Annotated in this window: 18 protein-coding genes; 3 read left to right on the forward strand and 15 right to left on the reverse strand. The window is 27.6% G+C overall.

The annotated features are described in order from the left end of the window. Nucleotides 1–83 precede the first annotated feature (83 nt). Nucleotides 84–470 (forward strand): PadR family transcriptional regulator, encoded by a 387-nt coding sequence (locus ARA19_RS09670; protein ID WP_055070761.1) that lies wholly within the window; start codon nucleotides 84–86, stop codon nucleotides 468–470. Between the two features lie 54 nt (nucleotides 471–524). Here the strand turns inward: ARA19_RS09670 and ARA19_RS09675 are convergent, their stop codons facing one another. Next, entirely contained in the window at nucleotides 525–1,307 is a 783-nt protein-coding gene (locus ARA19_RS09675; protein ID WP_423230614.1) for a D-alanyl-D-alanine carboxypeptidase family protein, read from the reverse strand. 125 nt (nucleotides 1,308–1,432) lie between these two features. Here ARA19_RS09675 and ARA19_RS09680 point away from each other — a divergent pair, with 125 nt between their 5' ends. Continuing rightward, nucleotides 1,433–2,023 carry a DUF2953 domain-containing protein gene (locus ARA19_RS09680; RefSeq protein WP_055070763.1) on the forward strand — a complete coding sequence of 197 codons (591 nt, stop codon included), beginning with the start codon at nucleotides 1,433–1,435 and terminating at the stop codon, nucleotides 2,021–2,023. After that, the gene (gene ytfJ, locus ARA19_RS09685; protein ID WP_055070764.1) at nucleotides 2,013–2,465 is read left to right on the forward strand and encodes a GerW family sporulation protein; all 453 of its coding nucleotides are present in this window, start codon (nucleotides 2,013–2,015) and stop codon (nucleotides 2,463–2,465) included. The genes ARA19_RS09680 and ytfJ overlap by 11 nt, the downstream gene beginning before the upstream one ends. A 27-nt stretch (nucleotides 2,466–2,492) precedes the next feature. Here ytfJ and scpB read toward each other — a convergent pair whose 3' ends face one another. From scpB to ARA19_RS09755, 14 genes are all read right to left on the reverse strand, one after another. Beyond that, complete coding sequence (gene scpB / locus ARA19_RS09690; protein WP_055070765.1) at nucleotides 2,493–3,080, reverse strand: SMC-Scp complex subunit ScpB; 588 nt, start codon at nucleotides 3,078–3,080, stop codon at nucleotides 2,493–2,495. Next, on the reverse strand, nucleotides 3,073–3,813 hold the full coding sequence (locus ARA19_RS09695; RefSeq protein WP_055070766.1) for a segregation/condensation protein A: 741 nt from the start codon (nucleotides 3,811–3,813) through the stop codon (nucleotides 3,073–3,075). Before ARA19_RS09695 ends, scpB begins: the two co-directional genes overlap by 8 nt. A gap of 93 nt (nucleotides 3,814–3,906) precedes the next feature. Beyond that, entirely contained in the window at nucleotides 3,907–5,091 is a 1,185-nt protein-coding gene (locus ARA19_RS09700; RefSeq protein WP_055070767.1) for a D-alanyl-D-alanine carboxypeptidase family protein, read from the reverse strand. Nucleotides 5,092–5,210: 119 nt separating this feature from the next. Then, nucleotides 5,211–6,026, reverse strand: a complete 816-nt coding sequence (locus ARA19_RS09705; protein ID WP_055070768.1) for an acetyl-CoA carboxylase carboxyltransferase subunit alpha — start codon at nucleotides 6,024–6,026, stop codon at nucleotides 5,211–5,213. A 1-nt stretch (nucleotide 6,027) separates the two neighbouring features. Beyond that, nucleotides 6,028–6,888: an acetyl-CoA carboxylase, carboxyltransferase subunit beta gene (accD, locus tag ARA19_RS09710; RefSeq protein ID WP_055070769.1), complete on the reverse strand. Its 861-nt coding sequence runs from the start codon at nucleotides 6,886–6,888 to the stop codon at nucleotides 6,028–6,030. Continuing rightward, the gene (locus ARA19_RS09715; protein ID WP_055070770.1) at nucleotides 6,888–8,234 is read right to left on the reverse strand and encodes an acetyl-CoA carboxylase biotin carboxylase subunit; all 1,347 of its coding nucleotides are present in this window, start codon (nucleotides 8,232–8,234) and stop codon (nucleotides 6,888–6,890) included. Before ARA19_RS09715 ends, accD begins: the two co-directional genes overlap by 1 nt. 14 nt (nucleotides 8,235–8,248) lie before the next feature. Next, nucleotides 8,249–8,671: a 3-hydroxyacyl-ACP dehydratase FabZ gene (fabZ, locus tag ARA19_RS09720; protein ID WP_055070771.1), complete on the reverse strand. Its 423-nt coding sequence runs from the start codon at nucleotides 8,669–8,671 to the stop codon at nucleotides 8,249–8,251. Nucleotides 8,672–8,674: 3 nt separating this feature from the next. After that, nucleotides 8,675–9,178: an acetyl-CoA carboxylase biotin carboxyl carrier protein gene (accB, locus tag ARA19_RS09725; protein ID WP_055070772.1), complete on the reverse strand. Its 504-nt coding sequence runs from the start codon at nucleotides 9,176–9,178 to the stop codon at nucleotides 8,675–8,677. 11 nt (nucleotides 9,179–9,189) lie between these two features. Beyond that, on the reverse strand, nucleotides 9,190–10,434 hold the full coding sequence (fabF, locus tag ARA19_RS09730) for a beta-ketoacyl-ACP synthase II (protein WP_055070773.1): 1,245 nt from the start codon (nucleotides 10,432–10,434) through the stop codon (nucleotides 9,190–9,192). Between the two features lie 16 nt (nucleotides 10,435–10,450). Next, a complete protein-coding gene (fabG, locus tag ARA19_RS09735; RefSeq protein ID WP_055070774.1) occupies nucleotides 10,451–11,191 on the reverse strand; it encodes a 3-oxoacyl-[acyl-carrier-protein] reductase in 741 nt (246 codons plus the stop codon). 3 nt (nucleotides 11,192–11,194) lie between these two features. Further along, on the reverse strand, nucleotides 11,195–12,139 hold the full coding sequence (fabD, locus tag ARA19_RS09740) for an ACP S-malonyltransferase (protein WP_055070775.1): 945 nt from the start codon (nucleotides 12,137–12,139) through the stop codon (nucleotides 11,195–11,197). A gap of 68 nt (nucleotides 12,140–12,207) precedes the next feature. Continuing rightward, on the reverse strand, nucleotides 12,208–12,429 hold the full coding sequence (gene acpP / locus ARA19_RS09745; protein ID WP_055070776.1) for an acyl carrier protein: 222 nt from the start codon (nucleotides 12,427–12,429) through the stop codon (nucleotides 12,208–12,210). A gap of 50 nt (nucleotides 12,430–12,479) precedes the next feature. Beyond that, nucleotides 12,480–13,454, reverse strand: a complete 975-nt coding sequence (locus tag ARA19_RS09750; RefSeq protein WP_055070777.1) for a beta-ketoacyl-ACP synthase III — start codon at nucleotides 13,452–13,454, stop codon at nucleotides 12,480–12,482. Then, on the reverse strand, nucleotides 13,447–13,920 hold the full coding sequence (locus ARA19_RS09755; RefSeq protein WP_055070778.1) for a MarR family winged helix-turn-helix transcriptional regulator: 474 nt from the start codon (nucleotides 13,918–13,920) through the stop codon (nucleotides 13,447–13,449). Before ARA19_RS09755 ends, ARA19_RS09750 begins: the two co-directional genes overlap by 8 nt. Between the last annotated feature and the right edge of the window lie 102 nt (nucleotides 13,921–14,022).

Here is a 14,022-nt window from a genome sequence, read left to right on the forward strand (position 1 = left end):
TAAAAGTGTGATTTTTATTTGTTATTGTATATAACTAATTTTATATTTATAATAAAATTAAAATAATAAATTGGAGGGGTATTATGTCTTCAAGAAATAGAATGGTTGCACCTAGAAATATAGTTAATACAAAACAATTATATACCTTTTATATATTAAAGGAATTATCTAAAAATGAAGAGATATTTGGTAATAAGGTTTTAGAAACTTTCAAGAATACATTTTCTAATTCTCCATTACCTTTTCCTGTTTCCTCTAGTACAATATATGATACATTATATTCTATGGAGGAAAATGGACTTGTAGTAAGTAGATGGATAGGAGATGAATTTATAAATAAAAGAAGTAGAAAGATATATAAAATAACAGATGAAGGTATTAGATTCTACCAAACTCATGTTGCTGACTATATAGATGCACTTCATAAAAACAAGGCAACATTAGATGTTTTAATAAAAATGCTTTCTTAACTAAAATAATCATCTAATATTAGGATTTATCCTAAACTATTAGATGATTATTTTTTATATTGTTCCTTTTACCTTATTATAAATATCTTCAGTAACTTTCCATCTGTCATTACAATTTAAAACAACAATAATAATGTTTCTATCTTTGTTTCTAACCGATGAAACAAGACATTTACCAGCCTGACCAGTATATCCTGTTTTAACTCCGTTAGCCCCTTCAATACGCCATAAAATTTTATTAATATTATTGTAATCTCTTGAGAAATTATAAACATTTCTTCCTAAAGATTTAGTTGAAACAATTTCTCTGAATGTATCATTTTCCATTGCTACTGATGCAACCATAGCTAAATCATAAGCAGTTGAAAAATGCTTAGAGCTATCTAGGCCATGAGGAGATTGAAAATTAGAATCTACTAAGCCAATAGATTTACTAAAATTATTCATCATCACTGCGAAACCATCTATGCTTCCACCTAAGTGTTCAGCTATAGCTATAGCTGCATCATTACCAGATTTATGCATTAATCCCCACAAAAGTTCTCTTAATTTTATTTCTTCTCCAGCTTTATATCCTACTTTAGATCCTCTTATAGAAGAGGCATTTTTAGATATTGTTACAGTATCATCTAAATTCCCATAATTAATTGCAACTAGAGCTGTTATTATTTTAGTAGTACTTGCCATTGCAACATTATCAAAAGCCTTCTTTTCAAATAAAATTTCTTTAGTCTTTCCATCTATAGCAATAGCATTTCTAGCAGTATTTGCTATAGATTGAGCGTATGTAGTTACAGGAAAAGTAACTATTAACATAAGTGATATTAATAAACTCATTAATTTTTTCATAAAAATTCCCTCCAATAGGTAGCCTTTTACTTAAAATCTATATTTTTTGAGAAATTGTAGTAAAATTTATTAAATTAGCTAATACTTAATATAGATATTTAAGGAGGCTTTTTATGTTTAAACTATTTATTACATTGGTTATTATTTTAATATTATTATTTCCTATAAAAATTAAATTATCTCTTTTTTTTGATGGAAATAACTTCGAAATAAAATTATTTAAATTTAATATTTTAAAAATGAATATAAGTGAATTATTATTGAAAGTTAAAAACTTAAATTCGAAAGATAAAAAAACTAAAAACGAAAAAAAAAGTAAAAAGAAAACAGTATACTTATTAAAACATCTTGATATAAAAAAAATAAATTTAATAAATAATTTTATAGATAATAAATATAAACCAAAGTTAATTATTTATAATGATATTTCTTATTCACTATGTGATGCAGCTATTACAGCTATAGTTTACGGTTTAATAAGTGCTGTATTTTACTCTTTTTTTGCTACTATTAATTTATTTTTTAATTTAAAAATAAATTATAATAAAATAACACCTATTTTCGAAGATAAAAATTCAATTAGTTTTTTTAATAAAAGTATAATTAAAGTTAATCTTGTGCAAATTATTATTATGATAGTAATTATTATAAAAAATACAAGATTTAAAGGAGGAACCCAAAAGGGGAATACATATGGAAAATAAACACCCACTAGAAAGTTTAATGAAAAGTACCTTAGAAAATTTAAGAACTATGATTGATGTAAATACTGTTATAGGTGAAACTATTGAAACTAAAGATGGCACATATATTATTCCTATTTCAAAAGTTTGTTTTGGCTTTGCTTCAGGAGGAACAGATTTCCCTAAAACTAAAGAAACTTTAAATTCAGAAGGGAAATTTCCCTTTGGTGGTGGATCAGGATCTGGAGTATCAGTAAAACCAGTGGCATTTTTAATTTTTAAAGATAATAATATTAGATTATTACCTGTAACACAGTCAAGTAATCCTTATGATAAATTAATTGATACAGTACCTCAAGCTATAGAAATGTTAAAAGACCTTTTAGATAAATCCTGTAAAGGAAAAAAGAAAAAAAATGAAAATAATAATGATATAGTTAATGAATATGAAGATATTGACTAACCAGAAGAAAAAGAGAGTTATGAAAAATTATCTTTCATAACTCTCTTTTTTTGTTTCATTGTTATCATCAAATAATTCAATTGAAGGCAATTCATTAAGTTCACCTAATGCAAAATGTCTTAGAAATTCATCTGTTGTTCCATATAATATTGGTCTTCCAGGGGCATCTGCTCGTCCAGTTTCTTCAATTAAATTTTTTTCTATTAATCTCTGAATAGCACTTTCACTTTTTACACCTCGTATTTCATCTATTTCTATTTTAGTTATAGGTTGTTTATAAGCTATAATAGCTAAACTTTCTAAAGAAGCTTGTGATAAAGATTGCCTTGTATTCTTTTTTAGTAATTTTTGTATGAAAATACTATTTTCATTTTTTGTTACTAACTGAAAATTTCCATTAATAGTTATTAAGTTTATTCCTCTATCTTCATTATCATAATTTAATGCTAATTCTTTTAATACAGATAAAACTTCCTCTATTGGTAAATCCATTGCTTTAGATATTTCAATTGGACTTAATGGATCTCCACTAACAAAAAGTAGTGATTCTATTATTGAAAATAACCTTTTTTTATTTGATACTTCTTTGAATTCTATTTGAGATATATTATTCAAATTCATTATTCCTTTCTATTATTATTTCATCAAAATTATTATTTTGAATGACTGTTATTTCATTATTTTTAATCATTTCTAATAAAGCTAGAAATGTAACTACAACTTCTAATTTACATTGACAATTTATTATTATATCAGAAAAATTCACTATTGGTTTGAATTTTATACTATTTTTTATTAATTTAATTTTATCTTTAATTTTATATTGATCTACTTTTATTTTTTTTTCTATAACATTTCCATGATTTTGTTTTTCATTATATAATCTCATTAACTTATTGTATAGATTATATAAATCTAACATAGAAGTATTTTTTAGATAATTAAAGTTATCAATTTCTTTTACATCTTCTATTATTTCAGGCTTTTTTGTAAATGATGTACCAGCATCAAAATCCTTGCCTTTAAAATATTCCGCTATAAGTTTAAATTTTTTATACTCATTAAGTTTAACTAAAAGTTCTTTTGTCGGATCTTTATCCTCTTCCTCTTTCTGCTCTTTTGGTAGTAAAGTTTTTGATTTTATTTCTATAAGCGTAGCTGCCATTACAATAAATTCTGAAGTTATTTCTAAATCTAATTCTTTCATAAAATTTATATAATCTAAATATTGTTTTACTATTTCTTCTATTCTAATTTCATTTATATCCATTTCATTTTTTTTTATTAAATGTAATAATAAATTAAATGGCCCATCAAAATTAGATATTTTTATTATTGGCATTGCCATGAACAACTCTCCTAACATTTTATTTAATTATATAATAATATCAAAATACTTAAACAAAAGGAAGTCTTTCAAACTTCCTTTTGTTATCAATTTTTAAGAAAATAAACTATTAAATTTAATTTTGATTTTTTCCAAGAAACTATTTAAATTTAAATCTCTATCAGAGTAAAGATCTATTTCTCCTATTAAACTATCATCTATATAGTATTCACACTTACCTGCTTTTTCATTAGCTTTGAAAACAGTCTTGTTATCATCTATTTTAACCTTTTTAACTATTTTTTCCTTCATACCTTTTGGATATGTTAAAGTTAAATCAGTACAGGCTTTTAATATTATGTATTTATCTCCTTTTTTATTAAATATACATTTTTCAATTTCTGAATCTTTAGTTGCTATTTTACTACTTTCAAATTTTGAAAAACCATAATTCATCAACATACTTGCATCTCTATTTCTTACTTTATAGGTAGGGGCACCCATTATTACAGCTAAAACCCTAGTTCCATCTCTTTTAGCTGTTGCTGATATACAATATTTAGCTTCATTTGTAAAACCGGTCTTAAGACCATCACACCCATTAAAAAATCTTACTAATTTATTATGGTTCACTAATTCTATAGGACTTCTTCTGCCTTCAGAAATTGTTTCCATATATTTCCCTGAAAATTTTAAAATAGTTTCATGTTTGAGAAGTTCCCTAGACATTATTGATATATCATAAGCTGTTGATAAATGTCCTTGTATAGGTAATCCAGTACAATTTTTAAATGTAGTATTTTTCATCCCTAATTCACTAGCACGCTTATTCATCATTTCTACGAAGGCTTCTTCACTTCCACCTAAATATTCAGCAAGGGCAACTGCTGAATCATTTCCTGATGCTATAGCCACTCCCTTTAAGAGTTCTTCAACAGTTCTAATTTCTCCAGTATCCAATAACATTGTGCTTCCACCCATTTTTTTTGCATTTTCGCTTACTGTTACTTTATCATTTAATTTAATTTTCCCTGAATCTACAGATTCCATTGTAAGTAACATTGTCATTATTTTTGTTACTGAAGCAGGTGCGAATTTTTCGTTAGGATTTTTCTCATATATTATTTTACCACTAGAAACCTCCATTAATAAAGCAGATTTTGCATCTACATCTAAAGCAGATGATTTTTCAGTAGATGTTTTTTCATCAGACATTACAGTGAGTGGTGTAATAGCTATAAAAAATAACATTAAAGTTGAAAGTAATATAGCAGCAATTCTATTTAGTTTAATTTTCATATAAAAAACTCCTTTCATAAATAGCATTTCCAAAAAGAAAAAAAATATGAAAGTGAACTTAATATTAACATATATAAAAAAATAGTAAGAAATGAATATATATTCATTTCTTACTATTTTTATAGTGATTGTTCAATTGTTCTAAATTTATTATATCTATTATTTTTAAGTGTTTCTGCATCTAAATCAGCTAATTCATCTATTGCTGATAAAATTGTTTTTTTTATTAATAAAGAAGCTCTATCTGGATTTTTATGAGCTCCCCCTAAAGGTTCTTTTATTATTCCATCAATAATATTAAAGTTTTTTAAGTCTTGAGCTGTTATTTTCATTACTTCAGCAGCTTCTTTTGCTCTGCTACTATCCTTCCATAAAATAGTAGCAAATCCTTCTGGTGATAATATAGAATAAATAGAATGTTCTAGCATATAAATTTTGTCAGCAATACTTAGAGCTAATGCTCCACCACTACCACCTTCACCTATTACAATAGAAATTATAGGAACTCTTATTCCCATTAAACTAACTAGATTTTCAGCAATAGCATAACCTTGCCCTCTTTCTTCGGCTTCTAATCCACAAAAAGCCCCCGGTGTATCTATAAAACATACTACTGGTCTATTAAATTTATCTGCTTGTTTTATTAATCTCAGTGCTTTTTTATATCCCTCTGGATGTGGCATTCCGAAATTTCTTTCTATATTCTCTTTTGTATTTTCACCTTTACATATACCAATTATAGTATAAGATCTATTTGCTAAAGTTCCTATTCCACCCATAATAGCTTTATCATCACCAAATGAACGATCTCCATGCAATTCTATAAAACTATCAAAAATGGACTCAATGTAAAATTTAGCTGTAGGTCTATCTAGTCTTCTAGCTGTTTCTACTTTCTCCCAACAACTCATTGTTCTTATTAAATCTCTACTCATTTTACACCTCGTGAATTTTCAAAATTTTACTTAGTAAATGTCTTAACTCTTTTCTATTTACTATTTTATCCACAAATCCTTTTTCTAATAAAAATTCTGATTGTTGAAACTTATTTGGTAATTTTTCATTTATTGTTTTTTCTATTACTCTTCTACCAGCAAATCCTATTAAGCAATTTGGTTCACTTAATATAATATCCCCATCCATTGCAAAACTTGCAGTAACTCCACCAGTAGTAGGATCTGTTAATATAGTTATATATAAAAGTCCAGCCTCTGAATGTCTATATAAAGCTCCACTTATTTTCGCCATTTGCATAAGAGAAAATATTCCTTCTTGCATTCTAGCACCACCAGAAGCTGTGAAAATTAGTAATGGAAGCTTTTTTTCTGTAGCATATTCGATTAATCTTGTTATCTTTTCACCTACAGCTGATCCCATGCTTCCCATCATAAAATTAGGATCCATTACAGCTATAGCAACTTTAATATGATTTATAGCTCCAATTCCTGTTATAACAGCTTCATTTAAATTGCTCATTTTTTCAGTAAGTTTAACTTTTTCATTATATCCTTCAAAATTTAGAGGATTTCTCCCTTTTAGAGTAGAATTTAATTCAACAAATGTATTTTCATCTAATATATTTTTTAATCTTTCTTTAGAATTTAATCTAAAATGATAATTGCAATTAGGACATACATTTAAATTATTTTTTAAATCTTCTGTATATAAAAGAGCATTGCAGTTATTACATTTACTCCACATTCCTGTAGGGATATTAGGCTTATCTTTTTTTTCAGATTTTAGTTCAACTTTACTTACTGTTATTAATTTTCTTCTATTTAGTATATCTGTTAACATTATTTATTCACCAACTTATTTGATAAAAATGATGTATCATATGAACCATCTATAAATTTATCATCATTTAATATATCAAAATGATAATCTATATTAGTTGTAACACCTTCTATTGCAAATTCATCTAAAGCCCTTTTCATCTTAATTATAGCTTCATTTCTATCCTTACCATGGACTATTAATTTACCTATCATTGAATCATAACAGTGAGGAATTTTATAACCAGGATAAATGGCAGTATCCATTCTTACACCGAATCCACCGGGAATATTAACGCTTTCTATTACACCTGGACAAGGCATGAAGTTTTTATAAGGGTCTTCAGCATTTATTCTACATTCTATAGAGTGACCATTTATAGTAAGCATATCTTGAGAAATAGATAATTTTTCACCTGAAGCTATTCTTAATTGCTCTTTAACTAAATCAATATTAGTTATCATTTCAGTTATTGGATGTTCTACTTGTATTCTAGTATTCATTTCCATGAAATAAAAATTATTATTTTTGTCTAAAAGAAATTCTATAGTTCCAGCATTTTCATAATTTACAGCTTTTGCAGCAGAAATAGCTGCAGAACCAATTATTTTTCTTAATTCATCATTTAATATACTAGATGGAGCTTCTTCTATAACTTTTTGATTTTTACGTTGAACAGAACAATCTCTTTCAAATAAATGAACTACATTTCCAAAACTATCAGCTAATATTTGAAATTCTATATGCTTTGGATTTTCTATAAATTTTTCTATATACATTGTATCATCATTAAAATTTGCTTTAGCTTCTGCTTTTGCATTATTATAATTTGATTCAAATTCTTCTAGTTTTCTTATTATTCTTATTCCTTTACCGCCACCACCAGCTGCTGCTTTTATCATGACAGGAAATCCAATTTCTTTAGCTATACTTAAACCATGTGTTGCTGATTCTATAACGCCTTCATATCCTGGAACTATAGGAATATCTGCTTTTTTCATAATTTCTCTTGCTCTAGCTTTATTTCCCATAAGTTCTATAGCCTGCCAAGATGGACCTATAAATTTTATATTGCATTCTTCGCACATCTTTGCGAATCTAGGATTTTCAGATAAAAATCCAAATCCAGGATGTATAGCTTCTGCCCCTGTTAGAACACAGGCACTCAATATATTGGCTATATTAAGATAACTATCCTTTGAGTTCCATGGTCCAATACATACGGCTTCATCAGCAAGTTTTACGTGAAGTGCATCTTTATCCATTTCGGAATAAACCGCTACAGTTAAAATTCCAAGTTCCCTACAGGCACGTATAACTCTTACAGCTATTTCACCCCTATTTGCAATTAATACTTTTTTAAACATAAAAATCACCTAACCTATTGTATTGCGAATAAAATTTCACCACTACAAGCAATTTTACCATCAACAGATGCAGTTCCTTTTCCTATTCCTACAGGTCCTTTTAATTTTGTTATTTCTACTTCTAATTTTAGAACATCTCCGGGAACAACTTGTTTTTTAAATCTAGCTTTATTAATACCTGCAAAAAGTGGAGTTTTACCTTTAAATTCTTCTTTTGTAAGTAAAGCAATAGCTCCAGTTTGTGCTAATGCCTCTACTATTAATACACCAGGCATTATAGGATATTCTGGATAATGCCCTTGGAAAAATTCCTCATTGGCAGTAACATTTTTATATGCTATCACTTTAGATCCTTCTTCAAGATATTCAACCTTGTCAACCAATAAGAAAGGATATCTGTGTGGTAATATTTTCTTTATATCATTAATTCCTAACATTAATTATTTCCTCCTAACTTTAAATAAAGGTTTTCCATACTCAACCATCTCTCCATTTTTAACCATAATAGAAACTATTTCTCCATTTATCTCTGATTCTAATTCATTCATAAGTTTCATAGCTTCTATTATACAAAGAGTATCACCTTCTTTAATAGAATCACCAACTTTAACAAATGGATCTAAATCAACTCCAGGTGCTTCATAAAATGTTCCTACCATTGGAGATGTTATTATTGTTAAATTTTCATCTATTTCTTTTTCTAAAGAATCAACAGAGTCTCTTTTCTTATCTAAAACTTCTATATTATTTTCTATTTTGCTACTGATATTTTTGTTTGTATCGATTGACTTATCACTTTCATAATTAGAATAATCAGAAGAGGAAGTGTTTCTCACTTCTGATTTATCCATTTTTAAATAATTATCATCTAATTTTAATTCAAATAAACTTATATTTGAATTATCTATTTTATCAATTAATTCTTTAATTTCTGTTATATTCACTATAACCACCTCTAATTATAATTTTTAAATAATAATGAAACGTTATGGCCACCAAAACCAAGTGAATTACTTAATGAATAATCAATTTTTTTATTAACTCCTTCATTTGGTGTGTAATTTAAATCACATGCCTCATCTTTAACTTTATAACCAATAGTTGGTGGTACAAAACTATCATTCATAGCTTTAACACAAATAATGGCTTCTATAGCTCCAGCTGCACCTAGTAAATGTCCTGTCATTGATTTTGTTGAAGAAATAGAAATATCATATGCTCTCTCTCCAAAACAATTTTTTATTGCTTGAGTTTCAACTTTATCATTTGCAGCTGTACTTGTTCCGTGAGCATTTATATAAGCTACATCATTTTTATTAATTCCGCCTTCTAATATAGCGCTTTCCATTGCTTTTGCGGCACCTTCACCATTAGGATTTGGAGATGTTATATGATAAGCGTCACTTGTTGCTCCGTATCCAATAACTTCACCATAAATTTTAGCTCCTCTTTTTTTAGCACTTTCTAAACTTTCTAGTATTAATATACCAGCTCCCTCACCCATTACAAATCCATTTCTCTCCTTATCAAATGGGATTGAAGCTCTTTCTAAATCTTGTGATGTACTTAGTGCTTTTAGGTTAGAAAAACCTGCAATTCCAGATCTAATTATTGCCGCTTCTGAACCTCCAGCAATAACTATATCCATATAACCATGTTTTATTTGTCTAAAAGCATCCCCTATAGAACTTGCTCCTGATGCACAAGCACTTACAGTAGAAGCTGATATACCTTTTGCACCATATCTCATTGATAATGTACCAGAAACCATATTTATTATTGAACTAGGAATATAAAATGGTGATACTCTTTTTGGACCTTTTTTTAATAATACTTCCATTTGAGATTCCATTGTTGTATATCCACCAATTCCAGATCCTACAATAACTCCAAATCTATAAGGATCAATATCTTCTATTTTTAATTTTGCATCCTCCATAGCCTCATCTGCTGCTTTAATTGCAAGATGAACAAATTTATCACTTCTACGCGCTTCTTTTTTTCCCAAATAATCTTCAGCACTAAAATTTTTGACTGTTCCTGCTATATGAACATCATATTCTGTTGTATCAAAATAATTTTCTTTATCAATTGTTGTAATTCCACAAACGCCATCTTTTATATTATTCCAAAATTCATTCACATTATTTCCGACTGGAGTTATTGCTCCAAGTCCTGTTATAACTACTCTATGTTCCATTTAAATCTACTCCTTTTTACATTACCATTCCGCCGTCAATATTTATTACTTGCCCAGTTATATAATTTGAGTTATCTGATGCTAAAAATGCTACTAATTTAGCTATGTCGGATGGTGCACCTAATTTTTTTAATGCAATATTAGTTTTTATAGACTTTTTAACTTCTTCAGGTAATTTTGCTGTCATATCTGTTTCAATAAATCCTGGTGCAATAGCATTTACTAGAATTCCTCTAGAGCCAAGTTCTTTAGCCATTGATTTTGTTAAAGCTATTATACCTGCTTTTGATGCTGCATAATTTGCTTGCCCTGCATTTCCTATTACACCTATTACAGAAGCCATATTTATTATTTTTCCATATCGTTGTTTAAGCATAACCGTTGAAACTTCTTTTGAACAATTGAAAGTACCTTTTAGATTCACATTTATTACATCATCAAATTCACTTTCACTCATTCTTAAAATAAGATTATCTTTTGTTATACCTGCATTATTAACAAGAATATCTATTTTACCATAGTTATCTTTACAAGTTGAAATAAGTTCTTTTGCATAAGCAACTTCTGAGACATCACCCTTTACTAATATAGCTTTTCTTCCCAAACTCTCAACTTCACTTTTTAATTCTTCAGCCTCTTTATCAGAACTTCTATAACCTATAACTAAGTTAGCACCTAATTTTGCAAGTTCTAAAACTATAGCCTTTCCTATACCTCTAGTGCCTCCTGTTACAATGGCACATTTATTTTCTAACATTTACTAAATTACCTCCATTTCTTTTAATACATTTATTGTTTTATTTAATGATTCTATATTTTCTACATTTAATATAATTGCTTCTTTAAATATTTTCTTTACAAATCCACTTAGAACTTTACCTGGTCCTATTTCTACAAATATATCTACACCTAAACTTTTTATATATTCTATGTTCTTCATAAATAATACAGAGTTTTCAACCTGAGTTTTTAATAATTTTCTAACATCATCTGATTTATCATAGCTTATACCTTTAACGTTTGAAAGTACAGTTCCATTTATCTCATTAACAGTAATTTTAGCAAGTTCTTCTGATAATTTTTCAGCAGCTGGTTCTAGCATTGAACAGTGAAATGGAGCTGAAACAGGAAGTTTAACTGCTCTTCCGCCTTTTTCTTTTACTAGTTCTATTGCTCTATCTAAAGCTGTTAATTCGCCTGATAATACTATTTGTGTTGGTGAGTTATAATTAGCACATTCAATTATTCCATAGTGAGAACACTTTTCTAATATTTCTTTTATATCATTTTCTGATAATTTTAAAACTGCTACCATTCCACCAACACCAGGTTTAACAGCTTCTTGCATAAATATTCCTCTTTTTTCGACTAATTTCACTATTTCTTCAAACTTTAAAACATTATTGTTTAAAAGTGCTGAATACTCTCCTAAACTTAATCCACAGGATATATTAGAATGAACTCCTAAAGAATTTAAGGCTTTTAGTATAGCCATATTAGTAGTAACAATACAAGGTTGTGTATTCTCAGTTTTATTAAGCATTTCTATTGGACCATTAAAACATATGTCGGTAATATTTCTATTCAAAATTTTATTTGCCTTATCAAATATTTCCTTACTTTCTTTAAAATTTTCATAAAAATCCTTTCCCATACCTACATATTGAGATCCTTGACCTGCAAATAAAAAAGCAATTCTTTTCATAAAGCCCTCCAACTAAACTTTAAATTTATAGAGGCTATAGATATATAGCCTCATATTATTAAATGAAATTAACCTATTAATTTTTCAACATAATCTACTGCATCTTTAACAGTTTTTATGTCATTTGCTTCTTCTAATTTAATATCAAATTCTTCTTCAATATCCATTATTACTTCAAATAGATCTAATGAATCTGCTCCTAAATCTTCAAAAGTAGTTTCTAAAGTAACTTTACTTTCTTCTATCTCTAACTTGTCACATATTATTGTTCTTATTTTTTCAAATACCATATTGTATTCCTCCTAAAATTTAAATTTATTATAATTTATATGAAATTAAATTACAAACACCATTTAATCAGGGTTCCACCCCAAGTTAAACCTCCACCGAAGCCTATTAATAAAATTTTATCACCTTTTTTTATTTTGCCAGATTTTACTCCATCATATAATGCAAGTGGAACACTAGCAGCAGATGTGTTTCCAACATCTTCTAAATTGGTTATGAATTTAGACATAGGAATATTTAGTCTTCTTCCTATAGTTTCTATGATTCTATAATTGGCTTGATGTGGTATTACAAAATCAATGTCATCAATTGAGATATTTGCTTCTGATGTAAGTTCTTTAACTGCACCTTCAAAAGCTTTAACAGCAAATTTAAAGATTTCTCCACCATTCATTGACACAAAATTATCACTTTTTTCTTTATCTACAAAAGGATTTCTTATATTAAGTGCATCAACTACTAAAGCATCCCATTTATCTCCATCAGAATGTATTTTAGATGATATTATTCCATATTCTTCATCTTTTGATAAAATAGCTGCACCAGCTCCATCTCCAAATAAGACACATGTAGAACGATCTTCCCAATTAAGTATTTTTGAAAAAACCTCAGCTCCTATAACTAAGATGTTTTTTGCTGTATCGGCCTTTATTAATGAAGATGCAAGATGTAATGCATATATAAACCCAGTACAAGCTGCGCTAACATCAAAGGCAGCAGCGTTTTTAGCTCCTATATTTTTTTGAACTATACATGCAGTAGATGGAATAAATTTATCTGGGGTACATGTAGCAACTATTATGTAGTCTAAGTCTTCTGCTTTTAAATTGCTATTATTTAGAGCTTCTATAGCTGCTTTAGTAGATAAATCAGAAGTATTTTCTGTAACAGAAATATGTCTTTGTTTTATTCCTGTTCTTGATACTATCCATTCATCGCTTGTATCAACTAATTTTTCTAAATCAGAATTAGTTAATACATTTAAAGGAACATAAGAGCCTATTCCTATTATTTTAGAGTTACTCATAATCATTCTCCTTTAAATTTTCATCTATATATTTTTCTTTAAAAAACACTGTCATTTTTTCTAAAGCGTCAACTAATACTCTTTCTTCTTCACTATTAAGAGAACTAAGTGCATTGTTTATCATTTCTCTGTGAAATCTTTCATGTATTCTATAAGCTAATTTTCCCTTTCTAGTAAGTTGAACTAATACAACTCGTCTATCAGTTTCAATTCTCTTTCTTTCTACATAATCTTTTTTTATTAGCTTATTAATAGCAGTAGTTAATGTACCAACAGTTATATTTAAACTATTAGCTATTTCAGACATAGTTTTAGATTCTTTATATCCTATAGCCTCTATAGTATGAATTTCTGTTACGGATAAATCAGATAATATTCCATTTTTAAAGCTTTGTTGCTCAATTAATAATATATCATTAAAAACTTCAACAAAAAGTTTATTTAATACATCTTTACTTTTCTCCATTATTATCAGCTCCTTAATTAAATATTTTACTACAAACTTTATCATAAGTTAAATATTTTGATTTTCAAAGCAGTTATTTTGATAATCAAAATATACTACAAT

The organism is Clostridium massiliamazoniense (assembly GCF_001403635.1).
Lineage (GTDB): Bacteria > Bacillota > Clostridia > Clostridiales > Clostridiaceae > Sarcina > Sarcina massiliamazoniense.